We start from the raw sequence: 25,572 nt of genomic DNA on the forward strand, positions 1-25,572 counted from the left end.
CACCCCTCGCGAGCTCGAGCTGAGCCTCTGGACGGGGCCTTGCGGCGGGGCTCCAGCAGGGGGCCTCATCGGGCACCGGGCCGGGCGACCACGGCGGCAGCCCGCGCCAGACCGGCCTCCAGCGCCGCTCCTGGGTCGCCGTCCGGGGCGGCCAGCCACACGGACAGCAGCCCGGCGGTGAACGCGTCGCCGGCGCCGGTCGTGTCGACCACCGCCGCCGGGTGCGCCGGACGGTGCACCAGCCGCTCGCCCGCGGCCCACAGTGCGCCCTCGGCGCCCAGCGTCACGACGGCGACCGGGTGGCAGGCCGCCAGCGCCCGCGCCGCCGCCGCGGGGTCGGCGCGGCCGGTGAGCAGCCGCGCCTCGTCCGCGTTGGGCAGCACCAGCGTGGCCGCCGCGGTGTCGGCCAGCCAGCGCTCGACACCGTGGGCGGCCAGCGGCCCGGTGGAGGCGGGGTCCACCGACACCGTGCAGCCGGCCGCGCGGGCGGTGGCCAGCGCCGCCAGCCCCGCGGCGCGCGGGCCGGGCGCGAAGAGGGTGTAGCCGGACAGGTGCAGGTGCCGCCGCGGCGTCGGGACGTCGTCCGGCGCGAGCGCGAGGTTGGCGCCGCGGTCGGCCAGCATGCTGCGCTGCCCGCCGGGCTCGACCAGGCTGACGATGGTCCCCGTGGCCGCCCCCGGGACGACGCGGACGGCCGGCGTCACGCCCGCCGCCCTGAGCTCGGCGACCAGCCCGCTGCCGGCAGCGTCGTCCCCCACACAGCCGGCGAGGGTGACCGGTGTGCCCAGCCGGGCGAGGTGGACGGCGACGTTCGCGCCGGCGCCCCCGCCGCGGCTGCGGATCGACGCCGGCCGGTCGGACCCGGGCGCGGGGTCGCCGTCGAGCAGCACGACGACGTCGGTGGCGAGGTCGCCGACGACCACGACGTCGCTCACGGTCAGCAGGAGAGGGCGACCAGCGCGACGGCGATCCGGCCGGCGAGCTCCGCGTTGCGCAGCACCAGCCGCACGTTGACCGCCAGGGTGGCGCCCTCACTGGCCCGGTGCAGGTGGTCGAGCACGAAGGGGGTCACCGCCTTGCCGTGCACCCCCACCCGCGCCGCCGCGGCCAGCGCGTCGCCGATCACCCGGTCGTGCAGTGCGGGGTCGAGCTGCTCGTGGTCGGGCAGCGGGTTGGCCACCAGGACGCCACCGGGGGCCAGGCCGCGCCGGGCGGCGAGGACCGCGGCGGCCTCCTCGGGCGAGGACACCGCCCAGTCCACCGTCGAGCCGGAGTCGGCGACGTAGAAGCCGGGGAAGGTCGTCGTGCGGTAGCCGACGACGGTCACCGACAGCGACTCCAGCCGCTCGAGCGTCGCCGGGACGTCGAGGATCGACTTCACGCCGGCGCACACGACCAGCACCGGTGTGCGGGACAGCGTGGTGAGGTCCGCGGACTCGTCGAAGGTGTCGGCGGCCTCCCGGTGCACCCCGCCGAGGCCACCGGTGGCGAAGACCCCGATGCCCGCCGCGGCGGCCAGCAGCGCGGTGCTCGACACCGTCGTCGCCCCGCTGCGGCCCAGCGCCAGCGCCACCGGCAGGTCCCGGACGGCGAGCTTCGCCAGGTCGGGGTCGGCGCAGACCCGGTCGAGCTGCTCGGCGGTCAGCCCCACGTGCGGCGCGCCGTCGAGGACGGCGATGGTGGCCGGGACCGCCCCGCCGGCGCGCACGGCCGCCTCCACCTCGTCGGCGGCCGAGCGGTTGTCCGGCCGGGGCAGCCCGTGGGCCAGCAGGGTGCTCTCCAGTGCCACGACCGGGCGGCCGGCGGCCAGCGCCTCGGCGACCTCGGGGGACGGCACGGGCGCGGGCGCGGTCCGGACGGCGGGCGTGGCGGTGGTGGGGAACGGCACCCTGCCATCATGGTGGCCGGGGAGGCGCGCCAGGACGGCGCCTCCCGGATCCGTCCCCGACCCGAGGGAGCCCCGCGTGAGCGACACCGACCTCCTCGAGAAGCCCGACGTCCGCGAGGGCGACACCGGCAACGCCAACGAGGTCTTCCACTACGTGCGCAAGAACAAGATCGCCGAGAGCGCGGTCATGGGCACGCTGGTCGAGGCCCTGTGCGGCGAGGTCTTCCCGGTGACCAAGAGCCCGAAGCCGGGCAGCCCGGTGTGCCCCGCGTGCAAGGAGATCTACGAGCAGCTCAAGAAGTAGCAGGCCCCGTTCCCCGCAGCTCGACGGGGCGGTCTCACGACGATCACGTGGTCCGGGTGGCGACACGCCGTCCGGAACCGGTGTGTCGTCACCGCAACTCCATGATCGTCGCGATGCCGGGCCGGGATGCCCGCCGGTGTGCTCAGTCCTGCAGCTCTCGGGCGCGTTCCAGCTTGGCCGCCCGGCGGGCCTGGCTGCGGCGCTGGTGCCGGCGCAGCGGTGCTGGCCAGCGGGCCTGGACGGTCGCGTTGAGTTCGGCGCCCAGCAGTACCGACATCCCGAAGAAGAAGCAGAACAGCAGCACGGCGATCGGGGTCGCCAGCGCCCCGTAGGGCAGCGTGGTGGTGAGGATGTCGGCCACGTACGCGCGGGTGGCCAGCGCCGTGACGACGAAGAAGGCCACGGCCAGCACCGTCCCCGGCAGGTGCCGGTGCCAGGGCAGCCGCCGCGGCAGCACCACGTGGTAGAAGCTCGTCAGCGCGAGCAACAGGCCGAGGAGCACCACCGGCCAGTACACGGCGTTGACCAGCACCGTCGCGGTGCCCTGCCAGTCGGAGGGCAGCAGCGAGACCAGCACCCCGCGGCCCAGCACCAGCAGCGGCAGCGTGAGCACCGCCAGCAGCAGACCGACGACGAACAGCCACAGCGCCTTCAGCCGGGTGCGGATCGGCCCGCGTACGTCGCGCTGGTCGTAGGCGATGACGACGGTGTTCATGAATGTCGCCGTCGCCGAGGAGCCGGCCCACAGCGACAGCAGGAAGCCGACGCTCACCAGGTCCAGCCGCCCGGAGCCGAGGATGTCGTCGAGCGTCGGCTGCACCAGCCCCTCGACGACGTCCGGCGTCAGCACCTCGGTGGAGGCCCGGACCAGTTCCTCCTCGACCCGGGCCACCGAGGCCTCGCCGATGAAGGTGCCCAGGTAGCCGAGCGTGCCCAGCAGCCCGATCAGCAGGGGCGGCACCGAGAGGATCTGCCAGAACGCCGCCTCGGCGGACAGCCCCAGGATGCGGTCGTGCCAGGCCTTGGCGACGGTGCGCCCGAGCACCTGCAGCGGGACCCGGACCGCCGCGGGCCAGTGGTCCAGCCGCCCCCGCGCCGGCGGGACGGGGACGGCGGTGGCACCTGCGGGCCGCTCACCGTCGGCGGCACCGTCCCCGGGCTGTCCGGCGCCGGCCGGTCGGCCCCCGGGCAGGACGGTGCGCACCGCCCCAGTGTGCACGCTGATCAGCGCGCCGACCTGCCCGCCAGCAGGGTCCCGCCGTCGGCCCCGTCCCGGCCGCCTCCAGGGCCCCGCCGCGAGCCTGCGAGTGTCGGGGGGCAAGGGGGTCCTCCGAGAGGAGGACGGCGTCCTTCCATGGCGGGGGGCAGGGGGGTCCTGCTCAGCCGCCCGGAGCCGGTGCGGGGGGCGGGACGGCGCCCTCGGGCGCCGGCGGGGTGGCGGGGTCGGCCACCGGCACGCAGCGGACCGCCGGCTCGGCCGCGTAGCGGGTCCGGAAGTCCTCGCGCTTGACCTCCGCGCCGCCGGCCAGGTCGCGGAACACCCGGGTGACGGTGATGTCGAAGCCGGTCGAGCCGCCCTGCGCGCTGCAACTGCCGTCGTCGGGTTTCTCCTGCACGACCGGGTCGCGGAGGTTGTAGCGGTCGCTGCTGATCGAGTCGATCTCGTAGCGCTTGGTCCCGTAGAAGGTGACCGTCAGCGAGTTCGGTGTCCACTGGGTGTCGACGTAGACGCCGGTGTCGCTGTCGTTGCGCCACTTCAGGTCGATCGAGTCGTAGTAGACCGTCGCCTCCCGGCCGGCGGGGTAGCGGCTGATGTAGAAGCTGTGCGGCTTGTGGTAGACGTCCTCGAGGCCGGCGAAGAAGACCGCGTTGAACATCGTCGTGGCGACCTGGCTGACGCCACCGCCGACGGCCGTGGCGAACTCGCCGTTCTGGATGACGCCGGCCTCGACGTAGCCCTGCGCCGTGGTGCGCGGCCCGGTCTGGCCGTTGAGGCTGAAGGTCTCACCGGGCCGCACCAGCGCGCCGTCGATCTCCGCCGCGGCCACCCGGATGTTGGTGCCGCTGGCGGCGCTGGTGAAGTTCGTGGTGAAGGTGCTGATCTGCTCGCGGATGCCCAGCGCCTCGGCGTCGGCGGTGCTGAACTCCGGTGCCACCGGGCCCAGCTCGGCGGTGACCGTGCGCGGCGCCGGCTGCGGCAGGACCTCCACCAGCTGGGTCGACAGCGCGGCCGGGTCGACGCCGGCGCCGTCGACCGAGGGGACGATCGAGACGCCGCCGCCGGACACCTCGAAGCGGGCGTCCTCGGCCGGCGTGCCGAACTCGGCGAAGTCGCCGCCCATCGACTCCTGCAGCGCGGCGGGATCGATCGCGACGGCGAGCCCGCCGTCCTCCTGCGGCGTGAAGGTCAGCGAGGCGGCGATCGCGGACTCGGGCACCTCCACGGAGGTGGCGCCGTCCTGGCTCGTCACCGTTACCGGCGCGGCCAGGCCGGGGGTGACGGTCTCGTCGAGCACCCGCTGGGCCTCGGCGGCGTCCACGGACACCTCGGTCACGTCGACGGGCAGCTCGATCGGGGTGGCGGGGTCGCCGCCCGAGGCCAGCGCGGCGGTGACCGCCTCCGCGGCCCCCTCGCGGTCGAGGGTGCGGCCGGGCACCGGCTCGACGAGGGTGGCCGTCGTCCCCTCGATGGCGATGGTCGCGTCGACCGGGGCGCGGTCGACCTGCTCGGCGATGACGTCGATCTGCGCCGCCAGCGCGGTGTCCTCGCCGGTGATGACGGGGGCGACCTCCCGCTCGTCGACGAGGGTGACCAGCCGGGTCCAGGGGTTGAGCGGCTGGTCGCTGGCCCGGTCGACGGTGCCGTCGACGTCGAGGGTGATGCCGGCGGTGGCCGGGGAGAGGGTGCCCTCCACGTCGTCGGCCAGCAGCACGTGGTCGGCGGCGACGCGCGGCGCGAGCTCGGTCTGCAGCCGCTCGGTCGCGGCGGCGGGGGAGAGGCCGCCGAGGTCGACGCCGGCCACGACGGTGTTGCGGGGGACGTCACCGCCGGAGACCAGCAGGTCGACGCCGTAGGCCGCGGCGAGGACGCCGGCGGCCGCGACGGGCGTCACCACGGCCGGGCGGCGCCACCAGGGACGGCGGGGCTGCGGCGTGCCGTCGTGCGGCCCCCCGTCGTCGGGGCCGTCGGGGCCACCGGGATCGCCGCCGGGTCCGTCGGGGCCCGCGACCACCGGTGGCAGGACGCCGGTGTGCTCGTCGGCGTCGGTGTCGTCGTCAACGGGCGGCGGCAGCTGGGCGGGGGCCTCGCCGGGGGCGAAGCGGATGTCCTGCGTCTCGCCGTCCTCGACGGCGGGCGCCGCGTCCCCCGCCTCGGCCGGCGGCGTCACGGCCCGGGCCGCAGACGTCGCGGCCTCGGCCGGCGGGGTCGCGGCGGTCGGCGCGGGCGTCTCGGCGGTGCCGGCCGGGGCGGGCACCTCGGGTCCGATGGGCCCGCGGTCGCGCGGCACCGGGCGGGTCTCGTCGGACAGGTCCTCGGCGTCGGTGGTGTGGTCGGGCCCGGCGGGGACCGACTGCTCCGGCGGCGCCCCAGTGGGGGGCTGGGCGTGCGGCACGGGGGTCTGCGGGGACATCGCGGGATCTCCGGTCGGTCGTCTACCGGGAGATCCCGGGAACGACGGAGCCGCCGGCGCCCTGTCCCCATCGGCCGGGAACGGGACGCCGGCGGCGGCGTCGGGTGAGGGCTTCATCGCTGTCAGCGACGATAGCGCCTCCGTCAGTGGCTGAGGCGCTGTTCGCCGTCCGTCTCGATGATGTCGACGGCGATGTCGCGGAGCTTGCCCTCGTACTCACGGGCGTGGTGCCCGCAGAAGACGAGGTCGCTGCCGCTGGCGAGGACCACCCGCACCTTGGCCAGTGCGCCACAGCGGTCACAGTGGAAGGGAACGACGAGGTCGTCGGCGGGCGGGGTCGTCGTCAGCGTCTGGGTCATCTGGGTCATCACTCGCTCTCTACCGCACGGACCCGCGGCTGCGGATCGGCCTCCTGCACAGCGCCAGAATGTCCCCCTGTGTTCCCGGCCCGCCCCGATCCGGCCTCGGACTCGCCGAGGACGGTGAGGCCGGTGCCGGTGGTGCGGGTGGTGCGGGTCAGCAGGGACGTCACTGGTTCGTGCCGGTCTGTCGTGTCGTGCTGTTGTCGTCGTTCGCGTGCGCCGGTCGTCGTCCGGCTGGTGGGTCCGCTGCTGTCTTGACAACCCCCACGCTACGCCGTCTACCCGGCGCGTGACGGCGTACACCGACCGACCGGCTCATCGGGGTGAGATCGTGACCTCGCCGAAACACTGCGCACATCGTCGGCCTGCCGGCCGACCCGGAGGCCAGGTGCCGTCTTCCTGCTGCTCTGAGCCCTGCCCGCGCAGGGCGCCACGTGCCGTCGGCGCGGCCCCGGCGGTCAACACCCGCGACGACCGGTACGGCGGCTCGCTGGAGAACCGGGTCCGGTTCGCCCGTGAGGTCCTCGCCGCGGTGCGCGCGGCGACCTCCGAGGACTTCATCATCGGCTTCCGCGTGACCGCCGACCAGAATCTCCCGGGAGCGATGACGCAGCAGGACCTGCGGGACGTGGTGGCCGCCCTGACCGCCGACGGCGTGGTCGACCTGCTCAGCGTCAGTGCCGGCACCGGAGCGACCGAGCGCAGCACCCAAGTTCTTCGTCCCGGGTGATGCGGTCCCCGAGAACGCCTACAGCGAGCTGGCCGCAGGGATGCGGACCGCGACCGGGATCCCGGTGATCACCGCCGGCCGCATCCTCGACGCCGACACCGCCGAGCACGCCCTGCGGGACCAAGGCGTCGACTTCGTCGCGATGACCCGGGCACTGATCGCCGACCCCGACCTGCCCCGGAAGCTCCTCACCGGCGGCCGCCCGAGGCCGTGCATCAGCATCAACGAGGGGTGCATCGGCCGGCTCTACTCCGGGATGCCGATGGAGTGCTCCATCAACCCGGCGATCCGCAACGCCGAACTCGGCGACGGTGCCGCGGCCGGCACGACAGCCGACGGTGCCGCGGCCGGCACGACAGCCGACGGTGGGGTGCGGGAGCACGTCGTCGTGGTCGGCGGGGGTGTCGCCGGCGCCGAGGCCGCCCGCCGCGCGGCCCGCCGGGGTCACCGGGTAACCCTGCTGGAGGAGCAGCCGCGGTTGGGCGGGCGTGCCCGCACCGCCGATCTGCGGCGCGGACGCCAGCGATGGGACCTCTACCTGGACTGGCTGGGAGCAGAGCTCCGCGACCTCGGCGTGGACCTTCGCCTCGGAGCGCCGGCGACCCCGGACATCGTCGCTGGGCTGGCGCCCGACTCCGTCGTCCTCGCCACCGGTTCCCGGCCGCGGCGGAGCTCGTGGCACGGCAGCGACGTGGCGGTCGCCGACGCGGACGACGTGATAGTCGCTCCGCCGGTGCCGCACGGAACCGGGACTGTGACCATCATCGATCCCGAGGGCGGCTTCACCGCCGCCGAGGCGCTCGTGGGCGCCGGCTGGACCGTCCGGACCATCACCGATCTGCCCTACGTTGCCGCCAAGGTCGACCCGACGCAGGTCTGGTTCGTCCGCCGCCGCCTCAAGAAGGCAGGGGTCGACCTGCAGGGCCAGGTCGAACTCATCCGGGACTCTGAGGGCTGGGGGCTGCTTGACCTGGAATCCGATGAACGGCAGGCCATCGCCGCCCCCGACCTGATCGTCCTCGCCGGGGCTCGCACCGCTCGCGACGACCTCTTCCGCACGCTCGTCGAGGCCCTGCCCCACACGCCCGTCCGCCGCGTCGGGGACACCCGCGCCCCGCGCGGCCTCCGCGACGCCGTCTCCGAGGGAGCCGCCGCCGGCAACACGGGCCGTTTCAGGGAGGGGAGGCCGGAGTCCCAGTCCGGGGTGACGCTGACCGGCGGGAGCTGAGCTGCCGCTCGGGAGGGCGCGCCCTCGGGTGGCTGTCCCGATCGGCGTGACATGCCCGAGCGTGGGGGAGAACTACAGCAACCGGTACAGCAACGCGGTCCGGACGAGCCCGGCAGGCGCGCCGCGCTCCCGGGATCAACACCTGGGATTGGGCGGTGATGTCACCGTTGAGCCGCTCGCCGGCGCGGTCGAGCCTGGTCCCGCTACCGCTTACCAGGAGACGCCGGGCTCGTAGGTCCCGAAGCTCCACTCCTGACCGCCGGGGTCCAGGACCCGCGCCCGCCGGGTGTGGAAGGGAGTGTTCTCCGGCGCGATGACCGGCTGGGCACCGGCGGCAACGGCCCGCGCGAACGCCCCGTCGACGTCCTCGACGCGCAGGTAGAGACCTCGTCCGGTGGACCGTCCGATCAGCGGCGGGACCTGGTAGTCGGCGTCGTCACTGCTCACCATCAGGGCGACATTCCCCCAGCGGACCTCGGCGTGCGTCACCTGCCCGTCTGGCCCCTGCTGACGCCGGACCTCCGAGAAGCCGAGCGCGGCCAGCCAGTCGAGCGCGGCCGGGGCGTCGCGGTAGCTCAGATAGGCGAACAGCTGCGAGGTCACCCGGTCGAACCTAGGGACTCCCGCTGCTCCCGCAAAGATCGGAGGCGCCGCCTCCGCGGACCAAGGCGTCGATACGTCTGGCGCCTGGGGTGTCCGGCTGGTCGGTCCGGACAGCGTTGAGCGACTGGCGGGTGGAGGTGCGTCGTGATCGTGACAGTGACCTACCGGAAGTGGCCTCCGTACCTGAGGCGGAAGTAGTGCTCACTGTGGTGGTCGGCGGCTCGTTCAGCGCACGGCCCGGGTCGGGCGGTGGCCCGGGGCCACGGCTGTTCGAGCGCGAGGTGCGGTCACAGGCCGGCCCACGGGTCCTCGCGCCGCCACAGGGTGGGGAAGTGCAACGGCACGTCCTGCTCCCGGGCGAGCGGGACGAGGACCTGCATGCTGGCGTCGAGGTCATCCATGAGATGGGGCAGCGTGCGCAGGGGCTCGGTGAGCGGCCGGAAGAAGTCGTCCCAGTGGATGAGCACCACCCGGCGGGCGCCCACGACCTGGACCGTCTCCCGCCAGTACTCGCGGATGTAGCCGGGGTCCTGGTGGCCGAGCTGGCCGATCCCGAGGTAGGCGACCTCGGCCGTGCGGTCGGTGAGCGCGCCGCCGACGAACCCCGCGCTGCCCTGGATGAGGGCGGTGCGGCCGCTGGCGTGTTCGAGGAGGATCGACCACGCCTCTCCACAGCGGTATGCCGACGTCCGCACCGGTGGCACGACCGGGCGCTCGATGACACCGGGATACCGGTCGGGTGGGCAGTGAGTCGACTCGATGAGAGTCAGGGTGAACCGGCCGGAGGCGACCGGCCGGCCCGGCGGAACGACGGCGATCCGGTCCTCGGGCAGTCCACCGCCGACGCCGATGTGCGCGGCCGACGCCCCACCGAGCAGGCGCGCCCCCGTGGCGGCGGCCACCGTTGCCGAGTCCAGGGCGTGGTCGTAGTGGGTATGCACCGGAACGACGGCGTCGACAGCCGTGACACCCGCCCGGCCGAGCGCCTCGTGGATGCGGCCGGGATCGGGGGCGATGCGGCGCAGCAGCACCCTGGGCAGGGAGGGCCGCGAGAAGAACCCGTCGGTGAGGACGGCCGACGTCCCGTCGGACACCAGCAGACTCGCCACCCCGAGGAAGGTCACCGACAGCCCGCCGTCGGCCGCCGGGACGTCGAAGCGGTCGGCGTAGCTGGAGATGTCCGCTCGACCCCATCGACGTCCCATGCCCGCACCGTAGGGACGGAGCCTCCCCCGCGGGGGACTGCCCGCGGTTGTGTTGACTGCTTCAGACCCGCGAGGTGGCAGAGCGAGATCCGCGCGGAAACGAACCTTCCTTGGGCGGTGGCCCGCAGCCAGGTCTGGACGCGTCCTGACCGCAACTTTGACCTGTCGAGGGCTCCTGGGGGTCGACGGCTGGGAGGCTGCACGCCTTGCTCGCTGTCCGTTCGGCGTAGCTGGAACCCGGCGGACGCGCTCAGTAGACCCAGTAGTACTGCAGCAGCTCCTGGCGAGGCTTTTGACCAGCTTGGCATGACGTCATCCACCAGCTGCGCGCGCGGCGGTGAGGATGGCCTCGGCGCTGCGGTGGGCGTCGGCCGGGGTCGTCTGCCACCCGACGACCGAGATCCGCATGACCCGGCGTCCGCGGAAGGTGCTGCCGGCCAGCCAGCAGACGCCGTCGCGTTGGACCTGCTCGATCACCGTGTCGGTGAGGGCGTCGTCGTCGCCGAAGCGTACGAGGACCTGGTTGAGCACGACGTCGTTGAGGATGTCGATGCCGGGCTCGGCGGCGAGGCGTCGAGCGATCAGCCGGGCGTGGTCGCAGCACCGGTCGACGAGGTCGGTTAGGCCCTGGCGGCCCAGCTGGCGCAGCGCCGCGTACACCGTGACGCCCCGGGCCCGTCGGGAGAACTCCGGCGTCCAGTCGAAGCCGTAGGGCACGTCGTCGGCGTGCGCCGGGACGTAGGCCTGGGTCGAGGTCATGGCCGCGCGGTGAGCGCGCGGGTCGGCGACGACGGCGATTCCGCAGTCGTAGGGGACGTTGAGCCACTTGTGGCCGTCGGTCGCCCACGAGTGCGCCTGCTCCGCGCCGGCCAGCAGGGTGCGCCGCCGCGGGCTGGCGGCGGCCCACAAACCGAACGCGCCGTCGACGTGCAGCCACGCCCGGTGCTCGCGACAGATTCGGGCGATGTCGACGAACGGGTCGAACGCCCCGGTGTTGATCTCCCCTGCCTGCGCGCAGACGATCGTCGGGTCGCCCGTACCGCCGGCGAGGGCGTCGCGCAGCGCGTCGGCCCGCATGCGGCCCTGGTCGTCGGCCGGCACCACGTCGACGAGCTGGCCCAGCCCGAGCAGCCGGCAGGCGACCCCGATCGTGACGTGCGCGTACTCGCCGGCCAGGACGCGGACCCGGGGCGCGCCGTGCAGCCCGTGCGCCTCGACGTCCCAGCCGGCGTCGCGCAGGACCGCATGCCGCGCGGCGGCCAGGCAGGTGAAGTTGGCCATCTGGCCGCCGGTGACGAACCCGACCCCGCTGGACGCCGGCACACCGAGGAGCTCGCGGATCCAGGTGGCGGCGACCTCCTCGACCACCGACAGGGCCGGTGAGGCGACGAAGCCCCCGCCGTTCTGGTCCCACGCCGACACCAGCCAGTCGGCCGCCACCGCGGCCGGCACCGCGCCGCCGATGACGAACCCGAAGTACCGCGGTCCACCCGACGCGACGAGCCCGGGGTCGACGTCGCACGCCAGGCTCTCGACGATCACCGAGGGATCCTCGCCCTCGTCGGTGAGCGGGTGTGCGAGCACGGCGCGCAGCTCATCGAGTCCCGTCTTCGCGTGCACCGGTCGGTCCCGCAGCCCGTCGAGATACCGGCGGGCCAGGCGGGCGGCGTCGTCGAGACAGTCGTAGCGCCGATCCGGCGCTCGGGCATTCTCGACCTGAAGCGATCGGCCAGCGAAGGTGGAAGCCTCGTCGCGCTCCATGGCGGTCCTCCTCGTTCGTGGACACGCGGCCGTCGGCCAAGCGTGGTCCGCCGCCAGGCTGGGCACCAGGGAGAGGGCGCTCGACGCTCGGCGATCGGTCGGCCCCGGCTGCGGCGCCCGACGGCATGCCGGCATCCTTCGTGGTGAGCCACATCGGTCCGCTGAGAAGCCGTCATACGAGTAGGCGGTCGGGCCCTGTGAGCGTCGCCGGGGGCGCCGGCTGCCGAGTCAGGCGTTGATGTCGCGCCCGCAGGGCAACCGCGGCCGATCAGTACATGCTGTGGGCGCAGTCGCGTGGCTGCTCATCGCGGGACCGAGGGTGCACGAGGGGCCAGGGCGTCGCCGGATCGTCCTAGGGTGGCCGGATGGACGACGGCGTCCGAGCCGCGCTGGCCGCATCCAGCTTCGCTCGGCTCCCCGCCCCGGCCATCCAGCGCCTGCTGACCCGGGCCCGCGTGGTCCGGACAGCGGCCGGTTCGGTGACGCACCGGGAGGGCGAGGCGGCCGAGCACCTGGAACTGGTCATCGACGGTCTGGTCCGGGTCTTCGTGACCGCGCCGGACGGTCGGACCCTGACCGTGCGGTACTGCCGACGGGGCGCGCTGATCGGCGCCGTGTCGCTGTATGCCACCGGGTTCCGGATGCCCGCGGGCATCCAGGCGGTCGTCGACGCGCGGCTGCTGTACCTGTGCCCGGACGTCGTACGTCGAGCCGCTGCCGAGGACCCCCGCGTGGCCGACGCACTGCTGCACGAGCTGGCCGATCGGGTGCTCAGCTTCATCCACGAGATCACCGGCAGCGCGTTCACCAGCGTGCGCCAGCGCGTCGCGCGCCACCTGCTGGACCTGGCGGCCCAGGAGTCGAGGGCCACGCGAGGAGCGCAGCCGGTGGTGCAGGTCCGGGTCAGTCAGCGGCAGCTGGCCGAGTCCGCCGGCACGGTGTGGGAGGTGGTCGTGCGAGTGCTCCGCGACCTCCGGGACGCCGGAGTGCTCCGCACCCACCCGGACCACATCGACATCCTCGATCCGATTCGCCTCAGTCAGGTGCAGGGTGGAACCTCGGTCGCTGCCGGCGCCTCGCCATGACACGACACTGCCGCGCATGGCCAGTCCGACGAGTTCCGACACGGTCCCCTCGCACCCGTTCGACGCGACGGCGGTCGCGGACCTCCGCACCGCCCTGCTCGGCGAGGTCGTCGCCCCCGGGGACAACGGGTATGAGAAGCACCGCCGGGTCTGGAACGGCTCGATCGACCGGCGTCCCGCGCTCATCGCCCGGTGCGCCGGCGTGGACGACGTCCGCACCGCGCTCCGCTTCGCTCAGGAGCACCAGCTGCCGATCGCGGTCCGCAGCGGTGGGCACAGCTTCCCGGGGTTGTCGACCTGCGACGACGGCCTGTTGATCGACCTGCGCCCGATGAGCAGCATCCGCGTCGACCCGGACGCGCGGGAGGCCGGCGTCCAGGCCGGGGTGCTGCTCGGCGAGCTCGACGCGGCGACCCAGGAACACGGGCTGGCGGTGCCGGCCGGCATCGTGTCGCACACCGGTCTGGCCGGGTTGACCCTCGGTGGTGGCACCGGCTGGCTCCAGCGCTGGTACGGGCTGACCGTGGATTCGCTGTCGTCGGTTGACGTGGTGACTGCTGAGGGCGAATTCGTGCGGGCCAGCGAGGACGAGAACCCCGAGCTGTTCTGGGGGTTGCGCGGTGGGGGCGGCAACTTCGGCGTCGTCACGGATTTCCGGTTCCGTCTCCACCCCCTCGGCCGGCAGGTGATGGCGGGCGCGACCTTCTGGCCGATGGATCAGGCGCAGCGGGTGCTGTACGCCTATCGGGACTGGCTCGCGGACTGCCCGGACGAGCTCATGACCATCGTCGTGCAGCGGCTGGCCCCGCCGCTGCCCGTCGTCCCGGCCGAGCTGGTCGGCCGTCCGGTGATCGCGGTGGTCGCCTGCTACGCGGGTGACGTCGATGACGGCGAGCGGGTGCTGCGGCCCATGCGGGAGGTCGGCTCACCGGTCCTGGACGTGTTCGGGCCCAAGCCGTTCGTGGCCCACCAGCGGTTCTTCGACCCGTCGTTCCGGCACGGCTGCTGGTACTACGTCCGCTCCTGCGACGTCGCGGAACTCGACGACGACGTGATCGACGTCATGACCGAGCACGGTCCTCGGATCAGCTCGCCGCTGAGCAGCGTCGCGCTGTGGCAGATGGGCGGGGCGGTCGCCCGGGTCGGCGACGGCGAGACGGCCTTCAACGGCCGCGGCGCTGGTTTCACCTTCAACATCAACGGCAACACCGCCACGGCGGACGGGTTCGACGCGCAGCGGCAGTGGGCGCGTGACTACTGGTCGGCCCTGGCGCCCTTCCACACGAGCGTCTACGTCAACTTCCTCATGGAGGAGGGGGATGCCCGTGTCAGGCAGGCGTACGGCGAGGCGAAGTACGAACGACTCCGCGCGCTGAAGCGGCGGTACGACCCCGGAAACGTGTTCCGTCTCAACGAGAACATCCGGCCGGACTGAACCAGGCCGGTCGGCCAAGTCAGGCATGCTCCTACCGCGCCTGGCCTCACGTCGACGCTGACCTCACCGGCAAGGCTGTTGCCAGGTCCGCCGCCCATGCCGGGACCCTGATGGTCTTGATGTGCGTAACGCGCACCAGGAGGCGAAGGGTCCATGGCCGCGGGCGCCACTACGGCGGGCACCTGAGCCAGACTGCGCGAGTGAACCCTCCCAACAGGAGGGTTCGCCGGCCGGAGCAGCCACACCAGAGGCCGAGTCCGGTGGGGTGGAGCAGGAAGAGGCGTCGCTGCAGGTGCCTGAGCTTCCCGTGGCATGTCCCGACCGCCTGCAGAGCGCACATAGCGGGTAGCGAGTGGTTCGCGTCCCCGGTGAGCGCACAGCGCGACCTGCGGCTGCGGATCGTGGCTACAGGTCGAAGCGGGCGAGCACGGGACGGTGATCCGACGGCGGTTCCCCCGCGGCACGCGCCGGGGTCTGGGGCTGTACGCCGACGCTGGGCACCTCGAGCGGCACGGTGCGGGCCTCGGTCAGGTGCTCGGTCAGTGCGTGGGAGATGAGGATGTGGTCGATGAGCTCGCGCCGCCCCTGGTTGATCCGCGACCAGTCGTCCGGCGGGTCCATCCGGTAGCCGATGGCCCACAGTCGCTGCGCGTCGCCGCGGTCCGGCCTGTTGTAGCCGCCGGGGCCGTACTGGGAGCCGGGCGGCCGGTACAGCAGCTGGGTAGTGGCCGCGTCGAGGGTGTCGTTGAGGTCGCCGCACACCACAACGGGGCGGCCGGCCCAGGCGCCGGCGAGCGCCGCGGTGGCCCACTCGCGAAGGGCGGCGGCCTCGGCCGCGCGCCGGTTGAGTGCGTACACGCCGCAGCGGACCCGCTCGCCCTCGTCGGTGGTGTCGAACCGGCCGCCGGGGAAGGACAGCAGCTTGCTCTTCAGGTGCGCGGTGATCGCCCGCACCTCGCTGCTGTCGCCCGTGGTGGCGGTGACCGCCAGCGCGCCGTGGCCGGCCCGGGTGATCGTCGTGCCGTCGTCGTCGACCTTCACCGGCGCCAGCGCCGCGGGCAGGTCGACGACCTGCTCCACGTCGGTCAGCGGGCGGGGGACAGCCAGCCCACGCGGATGGGTGTGCGGGGACTCGAAGTGGGTGGAGAGCACCCCGGTCCAGGCCGGTCCCAGTCGGCCGCGCAGCTGCTCGAAGGCGTCCTCGTCGCCGATCCCCTGCACGCCGACCAGGTCGGGCTGCTCGGCGGTGACGACGGCGGCGAGCGCGTCGAGCTTGGCGTCGAAGGCCGCGCGGTCGGCGGGCTTGGGCGTGAAGAGGTTCTCCACGTTCCAGGTCATGACCGTGAACACCGGGGTCCTCGTTCGCTGCTGTCAGCGCCGGGCGCGCAGGCGCTGCTCAATGCGGAGCACCGCGGCCCGGATGGCCGGTGCGCGCTGTGGGTGCACGCGGGCGTTGGGGCTGTCCGGGCCGTGCCGGCGCAGCATCTCCGCCAGCCGGTCCTCCACGGCCATGACCTGCCCGTCGGGGCCGGTGGTCTGGTCGGCGTAGGTCAGCGCATCGGCCAGCGGGCCGCGGGCAAAGCGGGGGGCCGAGAAGGCGCGCAGCGGGCCGGCCAGCCCGCGAACCGCGGCGACGAACCGAGCGGCCGAGTGATGGGCCACCAGCCCGGCCAGCGGCTCGGGCCAAGAGTGCTCCTGCAGGTGCCATGCGCCGTCGAGGGGATGGAAGCCCGAGCGCCGCAGCGGCTGCGCGTAGCCGATGTCGTGGAGCCAGGCCGCCGCCACCAGCACCGGCCGGTCGGTCTGCGGTACCGCGGCTGCCGCGGTGGCGGCCCGGTGGGCGACGCCGCGGGTGTGCCGCCACCGGCTGCTCAGACCGCCGAGCAGGTCATGGGCGAGGCCGAAGGCGGCCTCGACGAGCGGATGACCGGTGACCGCGTCGCGCAGCTCCCGTTGCTGAAGGTCGGGCACCAGGCGACGCTATGCCGCACCTCGCTGACTGCGCGTCGCGCTCCCCGGTCCGTGGGCCGACACACCGACATTCGGTTGCCCCGCGAGCGCGGGCTGTCAGCGAGCAGTGAGGACTCCGCCACCGTCGTCGGCGGGTGCCCCGGCCCGGTCAGCGCGTCCCGTGTCGGAAACCGCGGGCGCGACCCGACGTGCCGCGCCCTATCCGGCCCGCACGGGGCTCGCCGACCGACCCCGACACATGTGCCGGGTCCGCACCGTCCGCCGGTCGTGGCGGTACACACGGCCTCGGCGGCAAGGAGGAGTCGAGGCGACTCCCGTCAGGTGTCCGGCAAGACGTCGACGGCCAGGCTCCACACAGCAGGCCGGGGTCGTGATTCCCGGCGGGAACGGACGCGAGACGCAGGCTACCGCCGACAGCCATTCGTGAAGCAGCGCACATTCTCCGCATTGGTCGGTGAGATGTGCGAACGGTCACCCAGCCGAAGTTCATCGCCGTTTAGAGGCCGAGCAACATGCAAGCAATATCCTGGGGCGAGTGTGGTGTCACGCCCCGAAGCGGCGCACGACCGCGCCGCGGATTCGCCCTATTGAGAGCCTGACCACAGTAGACGGGTTCGATGCCGGTCACCTGGCCGACGGGGAGTCGAACCTGGTCACGCCTCACGGCCGCTCGCAGAAATGGCAGGAAACGTGACACCCTCCCTTCCCGGCTCGATCGGCGGAAATGCCGAATGCGACTCCTGTGGCCCACCGCCGCGACCGCGCAGAACGCGGCTGACGTCGGTCAAGTTCGCGGCGGCGCTGCCCTTGGAGCTGGCGTTGCACACGCTCGTCGTTCTCGTCCACCCGCCGATCCTGCTCAGCGCCGTAGCGATCGCGATCAGCTCGACGACCCTGACGGTTTGGATCGTCGAACCGGCGGTCATGCGCACGCTCGGCTCCTGGCTGCACGCTCCCACACCCGGCGCGACTACCGCGGCTCGCCGCGCCCCGAACGCCGACGGCACCACCAGGACCGACCCCCGGCCCAGCGGCCAGGCCGTCGTCCTCGACCGGCCCGGCGATCCGGTCACCTCGCCCGAGAGCGCCCGGGCGCAGCCGCTCGCCGGCCCCGGCTCGTACCGCGCCATCACCCAAGGCGCGGATTCGCCGAGCCGCCCCCTCTCCAACGCCCCCGGCCCGTACGGGGGATGGCGACCATGACCGCGCCCGCCGGCCCCAGCCTGACCGCCTGCCGGGCCGACTTCGTCGCAGGAATCCTCCATCTCGCAGCGCTCGACGCCCAGCTGCGCACCGAGCACAGTCCCGACTCCGAGGGTGCCCGCACCGTCTGCACCCCCGAGGACCTGCTACCCCGGGCCATCGGCTGGACGCTGCGCGAGCACGGCCCGAACTGTTTCCGCCACCAGCTCCACGCCCGCGATGCGGAGGCCCTGACCCGGGCGCTGCGCACCGTCGCCGGCACCCCGCCGACCGGCTGCTGCAGCATCCCCCGCGCGAACGAGGACTGCTACGACTGCGGCGCCCTTCCGGCCACCGCCCAGTCGGAGGACCCCGCCTTGTTGTTCGACTTCGCCCTGACCGTGCTCGGGTGGGCCACGCCCGGCGGGGACGAGTCAGCACCGGCGCGGTGACCACGCAGCCGGGTCGGCAACCGGGCCTGTCCACAGCACCGGCCGGCCGAAGCAGCCCCCAGTAGGGTCGCCCGCCGGCTGTCAGTCGTACGACCGGCTGCCGGCTGAACCCGCGAGGTCAGCAGCGTGGCCGGCACTGCCGGGTGGACAGGGGAGTGGGCGCTGAATCGCGTCAAGGGGGTGATCGGGACCGCGGCGCTGCCCGCTGCCTCCACGGGTAGGCCCCTCGCCGGCCATCACCGCGATGGCCTCGAACCGCCTTTGGGGGCACCACCTTGCCCAGCAGCCCACTGGCCCGCCGGTGGATGGCCAGCTCGGCCTCAAGGTCGACGATCCTGCGTTTCGCGGCATGAAGCTCCGCCTGCTCGGACGTCGTCAGCCCCGGCTCGAGGCCCCGGTCGATCCGGTCCTGCCGCAGCCAGGAATAGATCGTTTGCTCGCTGATCTCCAGGTCGAAGGCCACCTCGGACACCTTGCGTCCCGAAGCCACCAGATGCAGCACCTTGCGCCGGACCTCGGGCGGGTACCCACGTCGTCCCACAGCCCCTCCTCAAGGGGTCAGGTGGCACGAACCTCCAACAATCGGACTCCACGAAACAAGGGGCTGACCACAGAGTCAACTGAACCGGGGGCAGTCCCGGGCGCCGCGGTCTGCGCCGAGCCCTGCGCGAGGCCCGGGAGGGGCGAGCCGGCGACCAGCCGCCTGGACGAGCGCGTGGAGCCTCGGTTCGTTCGGCTCTGGTGTCCGGTGACCGGCCGCGCTCCCATGGGGACGACTCCAGAGGAGTCGATCGCGGCGCGAGCGCGAGAGGAGCTCGCGACGGAGGGGGGCCGCGCCGCTGACCCAGGTACGCCACGTGGCGCAGCGCAGACTGCGTCCGGTCACAGGGGGTCGATCGCATGACCGCCACTGCGCGGAGAACCGCACTGATCCTGCTTGTCGTCGCCGGCACAACAGGGGCGACGGCAACTGCCGCCACTGCCGCGACCGACGAGCCGACGACGCTGCACGTCGAAGGTACGCAGACCCAGGTCAGCGCGGACCACTACCAGAGCTACGGCGGCCTGCTGGGGGACCTCTGGATCCTCACGTTCGACCCGCTGTACGAGTCCGACTCCCTCGTGGTCGGAACCGGCACCGAGCGGTTCGTGGGCTGCGTGGACGAGGACCTCGACGGAGCCTGTGGCGAGAGTGAGCCGTCCGGGGAGTTGTGGCTTGACTTCGTCGAGTGGGTGACGTTCGACCCGTCCACGGGAGCGTTGATCGAGAGCAGGTGCACGCACCCGATCACGGGCGGGACTGACGGCTTCCACGGCGCCCGGGGGATCGTCACGATGCACGCGGTCCCGGTGGACGGCGACGTCGAGGTCACGTACGAGGGGACCGTCGTGCTGGACGCGGTGCCGACGGATGCACCCGCTGGACCAGCGTCAGCCCCCGGCGCGTTCGCCGCGGACGGCCCGGCAGACGGCCGAGGTCACTGCTAGTGCTCCGTCGCGGTGCTTCTTGATGTGATCTCACGGCCAGGGTGACCATTTCTCATGGCCGCGCACGTGCGGGTGGTGCAGGTTCCCGACGCCGATCGGCGGGAGCTGCAGCGACGTGCTCGGGACAAGGGCGCACCGGCACGGGTGGTCGAGCGGGCCCGGATCGTGCTGCTGGCCGCGGATGAGGTGCCGGGCAAGCAGATCGCCACGCTGGTCGGCTGCGCCGAGGGCACGGTGGTCACCTGGCGCGGCCGCTACGCCGAGCACGGCCTGGCCGGCCTGGAGGATCTGCCGCGGCCGGGCAAGCCGACCCAGCTGCCCGAGGCGCTGCGGGATCGGGTGCTGGAGCTGACCCTGACCGAACCGCCGGTGCAGTTCGGCGCGACGCACTGGTCCTCCCGGCTGCTGGCCACCGCGCTGGCCGGGGAGGGAACGCCCATCTCGCACGCCACCATCGCCCGGATCTGGCACCGCTTCGGCATTCAGCCCTGGCGGGCGGAGACCTTCAAGTTCTCCACCGACCCGGCCCTGGAGGGCAAGATCCGCGACGTCGTCGGCCTGTACCTGCATCCGCCGGAGCAGGCGGTGGTGCTGTGTGTCGATGAGAAGCCGCAGATCCAGGCCCTGGAGCGGACCGCTGCGACCCTGCCGGTGCGGCCCGAACAGCCCGGAGCGGCCAGCTTCGACTAGGTCCGGCACGGCACCACCACCCTGTTCGCGGCGCTGGAGGTGGCCACCGGCGAGGTGACCGAGGCCTGCACCGAGCGACACCGGCACCAGGAGTTCCTGGCCTTCCTCAAGCAGGTCGCGGCCGCCTACCCCCGCCGTGAGCTGCACGTGGTGGTCGACAACCTGGCCACGCACAAGCACCCGGCGGTGCGCGCCTGGCTCGAGCGCCATCCCCTAATCCAGCTGCACTTCACCCCGACCTCGGGCTCGTGGCTGAACCTGGTGGAGGCGTTCTTCTCGATCATCACCCGCCAGGCGCTGCGCCGGGGCAACTTCCCGACCGTCGCCGACCTCATCGCCGCGATCGAGCGCTTCATCGCCGCCTGGAACGACCGCTGCCGGCCGTTCACCTGGACCAAGGACCCCGACACCGTCATCGCCAAGGCCACCGACCCGCGACACCACAAGACATCAACCGCGACCGATACGGAGCACTAGACGAGCAACTACGGTTGCTCCACCAAGCAGGTGTTGCAACGACCGGTTGAGCCCAGGCAGTACCTCGCCATTGCCTTCACCGAGCGCCTGGCCGCTGCCGGCGCCGCACCCAGCGTCGGCAGCGTCGGCGATGCCCTGGACAACGCGCTGGCCGAGACCCACATCGGGCTGTTCAAGACCGAGCTGATCCGACGCCAGGGACCCTGGCGCGGCCTCGACGACGTCGAACTGGCCACCCTCGAGTGGGTCGACTGGCACAACAACCGTCGACTGCACACCGCGTGCTATGACCTGACCCCGGTCGAGTACGAGCAGGTGTTCTACGGTCACCACCCGGCCCAAGAACGGGCCGAGGTCTCAACACCCTGAGTCTCCGGACTCGCCGGGGCGGTTCAGAGATCAAATCGCCCGATTACTAGTTCTTCCTCCGCAGTAGGTGCGTGAGCGAACAAGTCGCTGGACCCAACTCACAGGTTCTGGATGCAGGCTTGGGGCGCGACGCTGCCATGCCACCCGCCCCCGCGAGACATGGGTGGCAGATCTCTGAATCTCGCTACCGCCACTCTGGGCGTGACCACATGGGTAGGTCGGCGCGATTGCCCTCCGGATATTCCTACAGTGCTTCTCCAGTAGACCTGACAGTCGTCCTGAGTAGCGGTTGTGCTGCACGCATGCCTTGGGCTATGACACCCGCGGGTGTGCCGCCATCTGCGCCGCCGCGGGATCACCGCGCGCATCGCCCGGATCGGCCGCGACCCCAGTGCCCGGCTGGGCCGGCACCACTGGATGGCCATGTTCACTGCGGGTTCACGGTGGGGAGCGCTTGCTGCCGATGGCGCGGGGCATGGTGAGGGTGGCCTTTGGGCCGGACCACAGCTGATGCCGGCCGCGCCGGCGTCGGCCTGATCCCGCAAGGGCGCGGGATGCCACACACCGACCGCGGGTGGCTGATCCAGCGACACCACCTGCCACAGACGAGAGGCAGTCCCCAGTCATGGCCGAGTCGAAGACCACCACGCGCAGTGAAACCGTCGCAGTACCCGCCGCAGTCCCCGTCGAGGAGGGTGATCGCGGCGTGAAGGGCCCGACCGGCCCGGTCGGCCCCGCCGGCGAACCCGGCGACAAGGGCCCCAAGGGCCCGGTCGGCCCTGTCGGCGAGCGGGGCGAGAAGGGCGACAAGGGCCCGGTCGGCCCCGTTGGAGAGCCCGGTGACAAGGGTGAAAAGGGCCCGATCGGCCCGATCGGTCCGGTCGGTGAGCGCGGCGAGAAGGGCCCGGTCGGTCCGCGGGGCGAGCGTGGCCCCCAGGGTGAGATCGGCCCGCGGGGCGAGCAGGGCCCCGAGGGGGAGACCGGTCCGCAGGGTGAGCAGGGTCTGCCCGGCTCCACCGGTCGCCCCGGCGAGCAGGGTGAGCAGGGCCCGGCCGGCCTGCCCGGGCCGCGCGGTGAGACCGGACCGCGCGGGGTGCCCGGTGAACGGGGTGAGCAGGGGCCCCGCGGTGAGCAGGGCCTGCGCGGCGCCCAGGGGCCGCGCGGCGTGATCGGTGAGACCGGTGAGCAGGGCCAGAAGGGCCTGCCCGGGGCTCAGGGCGAGCGGGGCGAACGCGGTGAGACGGGTGCTCCTGGTGTTCGCGGCCTGCAGGGTCCGCAGGGCGTACAAGGCCCGGCCGGGCCGGCCGGGCCGGTCGGGCTGCCCGGGGTGCAGGGGCCGCAGGGCCCCTCGGGTCCGGCCTGGCTCCATCAGCCCAGCCCCGCCGAGCTGGCGGCCAAGGTCAGGCAGGCGGCGTTGGACGTCTCGCCGCGCACCGTGCTCGATCCGCGGGTGGGTGTTCAGTACCTGGCGACGCTGACCTCCCGGCTGATCAAGCTGCAGGGCGGGCTGTTGCTACGCGCCATCGTCGACACCGACGCCGCGGCGAACAGCCCGACCGGCACCGATCGATCCAACGTGCGCTCCATCGCCTGACCCCCGCAGCCAGACCCGAAGGGCGCCCCGGACCGCCACGGCCGACCGGGGCGCCCTTCGCCGTCCCCGCTGCGCTCGCCCCGACGCGGCAGCCATGAACAGGGCGCCCACGCGACCAGGTTTCAAGCACGGCCTCTGGGGGGACCCGGGTGGGCCACGGCCCGCCGGCTAGCGCAGCCAGCGACGGACGGACTTGCGCCCGGCGGCCTTCCACGCGGCGTCGAACCGCTGCTGCGTGTGCTGCGCGCGGGCCTCCTCCTGGGCGTGCAGCCGGCCGTAGAGGAAGGCGACCTCGGTGGAGGGGGAGTGCAGGGCGAGGGCGTGCAGGCGCTCGCGGGTGAGCGCGGAGTCCTGGTGTTCGCCGAGGGCTTCCTGGACGGCCTCCATGGCGGCGGCGAAGGTGGCGGCGTCCTTGCCGAAGACGATGGCGACCGACTCCCCGGCGTAGCGGGCCTGCTTGGCCGCCTTGCGGGCGTCGTGCAGCAGCTCGTCCCGCTCGGCACCGGCGGGCAGCGCCCGGGCCTGGTCGACGATGCGGCGGACCCGGTCGTAGCTGCGCTCGACCAGCGGCGGGAGCGCCCGGCCGGCTGGTGCCTTCGCCGGCTTGCGCAGCGGCGGCTGCTCGACCAGCTGCTGCAGGGCGGTGAGGACCTGGTGGTAGCGGTCGCCGTCCAGCTCGGTCAGCACTCGGTCGTGGGCGGTGCGGTAGGCGGTGTCGAGCTCCCCCTGGGCGGCGTCGGCGCCGGCGCGCGTGGGCAGTGCGGCGGACTGGGCGTCGACGGCGGTGCGCACGCGGTCGCGCATCACTTCGGCGTCCCGGGCGGCGCCGAGTTCACCGGCCAGCCACTTCAGCTCCGTGCGCAGCGGCCGGACGACGTCGGGGTCGAACAGCGGCGTGAAGGTGCTCAGGGCGCTGCGCAGGCGACGCGTGGCCACGCGCATCTTGTGCACGGCGTCGGGTGCGTCGAGCCGCACGGGCAGGTCCTGAGCCTGCACCTGCGCGACCTGCTCACGGATGTGCGCCAGCACCACCTCGCCGGCGCCGGACTTCGCGGTCCACCGTCGCCGGGTGTCGGCCTTGCCACCGGTGCGTGGCCCGGGCCGGGCGTCGTCCAGGACGTGGGCGAGCTTCGACCCCGCCGCGGTGCGGAGGCCGCGGTGCCGCAGCCGGGCATCCAGCGCCTCGACGAGGTCGCCGGCGCCGTCGCCGAGCTCGACCTCGATCTCCCGCCAGCGGATCGGCGCGCTGACCACATCGCCGGTGCCGTCGTGGGAGGTCAGCCGCTGAGCGGTGACCCGGTCGTCGGCCACCTCGACGAGCACCTGACCGGTGGGGTCGCTCAGCCGTCGCAGGGTCCGTTCGGTCGTGATGCGCGCGACCGGCTGCAGCGGGCGCCCGAGGGTCCGCGCCCACACCATCGACTGCAGCTGGTCGGGAACGGCGCGCGGGGTGCGTCCGGGCGGCACCCGTCCCGGCGGCAGCCGGATCTCCGTCCGGGTCGCGGTGCCCGCCGGGAGCTTCAGGTGCCAGCCTGCGTCCTCGCCGCCGCTGCGCCGGCGCAGCGTCAGCCCGGCTGCGGCGAGGCGGAGATCGGCGGTGTCGAAGTAGACCGCCTCCAGCCGGTGCTCGGCCGCCACCCCGTCCGCCAGCGGTACGCCACCCGGCGAGGACGCCCCGGCGGCGTCGGCCACGAGCTCGACCAGCGACGGCAGCTCGAGGTCGTCGTCGGCGGCGTACTTCAACTCGACTTCTCGGTGAACAGCGGGCATCTCACAGGTGTACCCCGTGTGGATGAACGGTAGCCCCCTGGTGTCCGTCTGAAACTGAGGCGCCGACCAGTCCCCGGCCCGACTCCGCCGTCGAGCTCGCGGGGCAGCGGTAGTCCGTGTCGCGGTGGGCGGATGACCCCTGGCCTGTCCGTCGCCCACGTCGCCGCAGCGACCACCGCCGTGCTCGCAGCTCGTCCTTGCGACGGTCCGCAGCCGACGCGTGTCAGGCGCCGGAGGGAGCCCAAGCGAACCGCTCGGCGGAGCGCCGTGCACGGGGCGGGTTGCTCACCGCGACGTCGACCGGCCGCTCGCCGGAGAGGAACGCGGAGGGCGTGGTCAACCAGGTCCAGGTCGCCCAGTCGCCGAGGTCGGCGCCGACGAGGACCTCGAGCAGGGGCTGCAGCTCCGGCCGTGGGTCGCCCGCGGCGGTCAGCTGGAACGCCGGCACCAGCCGTTCCCCGTCGTGCGTGACGGTGATGAGCGCCCGGTCGCCGATCTGGCGGGCGAGCCACATGCGGGTGCAGGCCTCGTCCTGGCCGCGCATCGCGGCGAGCTCAGCGACCGTGAAGGCACCCGTGTGCAGCAGCGCGGTGCGGTGCGCGGCCAGCCTCATCGCCTGCTCGGCGCGGGCCTGCATCACCTCGACGGGGTCGGTCATGCGAGCCCCTCGTCGGCCGGCCCGGCTGCAGCCTGGATGACCGGCGGCTCGTCCGGGCCGCCGAGCTCATCGGCGGGGCGCTTGGTCCTGAGCCAGCCGTCGTTCCCGAGGGACCGGAGCTCGAACTCCCAGGGGGAGAGCTCGCCGCCCAAGGCGTGCTGGACGTCGGCGATGACGGGGCGGGGCTGCCCGGCCTCGTCGAGCTGGTGGCTGGGGAACCGCGGCGACCCGTCGGCGCCGGGCACGGTGACGCGCCGTCCGGCGAGCCAGCGGTCGACCTGCTCGTCGCCGTCGGCGTGGGCCGCGATCTCGCCCGCCGTGAGCGGACCGACCTCCGGGGCGAGCGCGACCTTCGCCTGCCCGTTCGGGCGCCGCTGCCTCCGCAGCACCGGGCCGGGGCCGGACCGACTCGCCGCGTCGTCGAGCGCCTCGGCTCCGACCTCGGGGTCGTCGTCCACGACCGACGGCACTCGGGCGTGGAATGGCGGGACGTCGTCGCCGAGAACGACGACGGTGTCGCCGACGTGCGACCGCCGGCGACCCGCGGCCTCCACGCGGGTGGGGCAGCGGCGGGCACGGCCGACGTGGGTGTGGCCGGGACGGATCTCCGGCGCGTCCGTGGGTCCGGCTGAGCGGGTCATCGACGTCGCACCCGGTAGCTCGGCCCGCACCAGGCTGGCTCGACGGC

General features: G+C 73.5%; 23 protein-coding genes and 3 pseudogenes. 12 read left to right on the plus strand and 14 right to left on the minus strand.

Annotated features, from left to right (window positions below; translation table 11 throughout):
• Positions 1 to 65: 65 nt before the first annotated feature.
• Both BLW63_RS04440 and BLW63_RS04445 read right to left on the minus strand, forming a co-directional pair.
• Positions 66 to 935, minus strand: coding sequence for a carbohydrate kinase family protein (locus BLW63_RS04440; RefSeq protein WP_091151872.1), 870 nt, complete (start codon positions 933 to 935; stop codon positions 66 to 68).
• Between the two features lie 2 nt (positions 936 to 937).
• On the minus strand, positions 938 to 1,888 hold the full coding sequence (locus tag BLW63_RS04445; RefSeq protein WP_211516990.1) for a pseudouridine-5'-phosphate glycosidase: 951 nt from the start codon (positions 1,886 to 1,888) through the stop codon (positions 938 to 940).
• A gap of 76 nt (positions 1,889 to 1,964) precedes the next feature.
• Here BLW63_RS04445 and BLW63_RS04450 point away from each other — a divergent pair, with 76 nt between their 5' ends.
• Positions 1,965 to 2,192, plus strand: a complete 228-nt coding sequence (locus BLW63_RS04450; protein WP_091151874.1) for a DUF3039 domain-containing protein — start codon at positions 1,965 to 1,967, stop codon at positions 2,190 to 2,192.
• A gap of 142 nt (positions 2,193 to 2,334) precedes the next feature.
• Here BLW63_RS04450 and BLW63_RS04455 read toward each other — a convergent pair whose 3' ends face one another.
• The 3 genes from BLW63_RS04455 to BLW63_RS04465 form a co-directional block, all read right to left on the minus strand.
• Positions 2,335 to 3,396, minus strand: a complete 1,062-nt coding sequence (locus tag BLW63_RS04455; RefSeq protein ID WP_091151875.1) for a YihY/virulence factor BrkB family protein — start codon at positions 3,394 to 3,396, stop codon at positions 2,335 to 2,337.
• 175 nt (positions 3,397 to 3,571) lie between these two features.
• Complete coding sequence (locus BLW63_RS04460; protein WP_091151877.1) at positions 3,572 to 5,824, minus strand: VanW family protein; 2,253 nt, start codon at positions 5,822 to 5,824, stop codon at positions 3,572 to 3,574.
• A gap of 143 nt (positions 5,825 to 5,967) precedes the next feature.
• Positions 5,968 to 6,192, minus strand: a complete 225-nt coding sequence (locus BLW63_RS04465) for a DUF7455 domain-containing protein (protein WP_012949566.1) — start codon at positions 6,190 to 6,192, stop codon at positions 5,968 to 5,970.
• A gap of 382 nt (positions 6,193 to 6,574) precedes the next feature.
• Here BLW63_RS04465 and BLW63_RS26655 point away from each other — a divergent pair, with 382 nt between their 5' ends.
• Entirely contained in the window at positions 6,575 to 6,916 is a 342-nt protein-coding gene (locus BLW63_RS26655) for an oxidoreductase (protein ID WP_170856639.1), read from the plus strand.
• Positions 6,864 to 8,144, plus strand: a complete 1,281-nt coding sequence (locus BLW63_RS04475; protein WP_091151881.1) for an FAD-dependent oxidoreductase — start codon at positions 6,864 to 6,866, stop codon at positions 8,142 to 8,144. Before BLW63_RS26655 ends, BLW63_RS04475 begins: the two co-directional genes overlap by 53 nt.
• A gap of 210 nt (positions 8,145 to 8,354) precedes the next feature.
• Here the strand turns inward: BLW63_RS04475 and BLW63_RS04480 are convergent, their stop codons facing one another.
• The 3 genes from BLW63_RS04480 to BLW63_RS04490 all read right to left on the minus strand — a co-directional run bounded on the left by BLW63_RS04480 (position 8,355) and on the right by BLW63_RS04490 (position 11,713).
• Positions 8,355 to 8,747, minus strand: coding sequence for a VOC family protein (locus BLW63_RS04480; protein WP_091151883.1), 393 nt, complete (start codon positions 8,745 to 8,747; stop codon positions 8,355 to 8,357).
• A 287-nt stretch (positions 8,748 to 9,034) separates the two neighbouring features.
• Positions 9,035 to 9,952, minus strand: coding sequence for an MBL fold metallo-hydrolase (locus BLW63_RS04485; RefSeq protein ID WP_091151885.1), 918 nt, complete (start codon positions 9,950 to 9,952; stop codon positions 9,035 to 9,037).
• A gap of 312 nt (positions 9,953 to 10,264) precedes the next feature.
• Positions 10,265 to 11,713, minus strand: a complete 1,449-nt coding sequence (locus BLW63_RS04490) for a pyridoxal phosphate-dependent decarboxylase family protein (protein WP_091151887.1) — start codon at positions 11,711 to 11,713, stop codon at positions 10,265 to 10,267.
• 365 nt (positions 11,714 to 12,078) lie between these two features.
• Between BLW63_RS04490 and BLW63_RS04495 the strand changes: the two genes are divergently transcribed.
• Positions 12,079 to 12,798: a Crp/Fnr family transcriptional regulator gene (locus BLW63_RS04495; RefSeq protein ID WP_091151889.1), complete on the plus strand. Its 720-nt coding sequence runs from the start codon at positions 12,079 to 12,081 to the stop codon at positions 12,796 to 12,798.
• Between the two features lie 16 nt (positions 12,799 to 12,814).
• Positions 12,815 to 14,233, plus strand: coding sequence for an FAD-binding oxidoreductase (locus tag BLW63_RS04500; protein WP_091151892.1), 1,419 nt, complete (start codon positions 12,815 to 12,817; stop codon positions 14,231 to 14,233).
• Positions 14,234 to 14,638: 405 nt separating this feature from the next.
• On the opposite strand, the gene BLW63_RS04505 is transcribed toward BLW63_RS04500, so the two are convergent.
• Complete coding sequence (locus BLW63_RS04505; protein ID WP_091151894.1) at positions 14,639 to 15,583, minus strand: endonuclease/exonuclease/phosphatase family protein; 945 nt, start codon at positions 15,581 to 15,583, stop codon at positions 14,639 to 14,641.
• A 21-nt stretch (positions 15,584 to 15,604) separates the two neighbouring features.
• A complete protein-coding gene (locus BLW63_RS04510; RefSeq protein WP_211516991.1) occupies positions 15,605 to 16,204 on the minus strand; it encodes an HD domain-containing protein in 600 nt (199 codons plus the stop codon).
• A 678-nt stretch (positions 16,205 to 16,882) separates the two neighbouring features.
• Between BLW63_RS04510 and BLW63_RS04515 the strand changes: the two genes are divergently transcribed.
• Together BLW63_RS04515 and BLW63_RS04520 are read left to right on the plus strand one after the other, a co-directional pair.
• Positions 16,883 to 17,407 (plus strand): hypothetical protein, encoded by a 525-nt coding sequence (locus tag BLW63_RS04515; protein ID WP_139263470.1) that lies wholly within the window; start codon positions 16,883 to 16,885, stop codon positions 17,405 to 17,407.
• Entirely contained in the window at positions 17,404 to 17,838 is a 435-nt protein-coding gene (locus BLW63_RS04520; RefSeq protein ID WP_091151897.1) for a hypothetical protein, read from the plus strand. The genes BLW63_RS04515 and BLW63_RS04520 overlap by 4 nt, the downstream gene beginning before the upstream one ends.
• A gap of 172 nt (positions 17,839 to 18,010) precedes the next feature.
• Here BLW63_RS04520 and BLW63_RS04525 read toward each other — a convergent pair whose 3' ends face one another.
• Positions 18,011 to 18,379 carry a transposase gene (locus BLW63_RS04525; RefSeq protein WP_091151899.1) on the minus strand — a complete coding sequence of 123 codons (369 nt, stop codon included), beginning with the start codon at positions 18,377 to 18,379 and terminating at the stop codon, positions 18,011 to 18,013.
• 359 nt (positions 18,380 to 18,738) lie between these two features.
• Between BLW63_RS04525 and BLW63_RS04530 the strand changes: the two genes are divergently transcribed.
• From BLW63_RS04530 to BLW63_RS04550, 5 genes and pseudogenes are all read left to right on the plus strand, one after another.
• The gene (locus tag BLW63_RS04530) at positions 18,739 to 19,326 is read left to right on the plus strand and encodes a hypothetical protein (RefSeq protein WP_091151901.1); all 588 of its coding nucleotides are present in this window, start codon (positions 18,739 to 18,741) and stop codon (positions 19,324 to 19,326) included.
• Positions 19,327 to 19,380: 54 nt separating this feature from the next.
• A pseudogene (locus BLW63_RS04535) lies at positions 19,381 to 20,493 on the plus strand (IS630 family transposase).
• A gap of 57 nt (positions 20,494 to 20,550) precedes the next feature.
• A pseudogene (locus tag BLW63_RS04540) lies at positions 20,551 to 20,862 on the plus strand (integrase core domain-containing protein); the annotation flags it as partial.
• Positions 20,863 to 21,180: 318 nt separating this feature from the next.
• Positions 21,181 to 21,282: pseudogene (locus tag BLW63_RS26015) on the plus strand (IS5/IS1182 family transposase); the annotation flags it as partial.
• Between the two features lie 286 nt (positions 21,283 to 21,568).
• Positions 21,569 to 22,456, plus strand: coding sequence for a collagen-like protein (locus BLW63_RS04550; protein ID WP_244522354.1), 888 nt, complete (start codon positions 21,569 to 21,571; stop codon positions 22,454 to 22,456).
• A 168-nt stretch (positions 22,457 to 22,624) separates the two neighbouring features.
• Here the strand turns inward: BLW63_RS04550 and BLW63_RS04555 are convergent, their stop codons facing one another.
• The 3 genes from BLW63_RS04555 to BLW63_RS04565 all read right to left on the minus strand — a co-directional run bounded on the left by BLW63_RS04555 (position 22,625) and on the right by BLW63_RS04565 (position 25,525).
• Positions 22,625 to 24,226, minus strand: coding sequence for a CYTH and CHAD domain-containing protein (locus tag BLW63_RS04555; RefSeq protein ID WP_091151907.1), 1,602 nt, complete (start codon positions 24,224 to 24,226; stop codon positions 22,625 to 22,627).
• 223 nt (positions 24,227 to 24,449) lie between these two features.
• Positions 24,450 to 24,884, minus strand: coding sequence for a hypothetical protein (locus tag BLW63_RS04560; protein ID WP_091151909.1), 435 nt, complete (start codon positions 24,882 to 24,884; stop codon positions 24,450 to 24,452).
• Positions 24,881 to 25,525 (minus strand): hypothetical protein, encoded by a 645-nt coding sequence (locus tag BLW63_RS04565; protein ID WP_139263471.1) that lies wholly within the window; start codon positions 25,523 to 25,525, stop codon positions 24,881 to 24,883. The genes BLW63_RS04560 and BLW63_RS04565 overlap by 4 nt, the downstream gene beginning before the upstream one ends.
• Positions 25,526 to 25,572: the final 47 nt, after the last annotated feature.

The organism is Geodermatophilus africanus (genome assembly GCF_900107105.1).
Taxonomy (GTDB): domain Bacteria; phylum Actinomycetota; class Actinomycetes; order Mycobacteriales; family Geodermatophilaceae; genus Geodermatophilus; species Geodermatophilus africanus.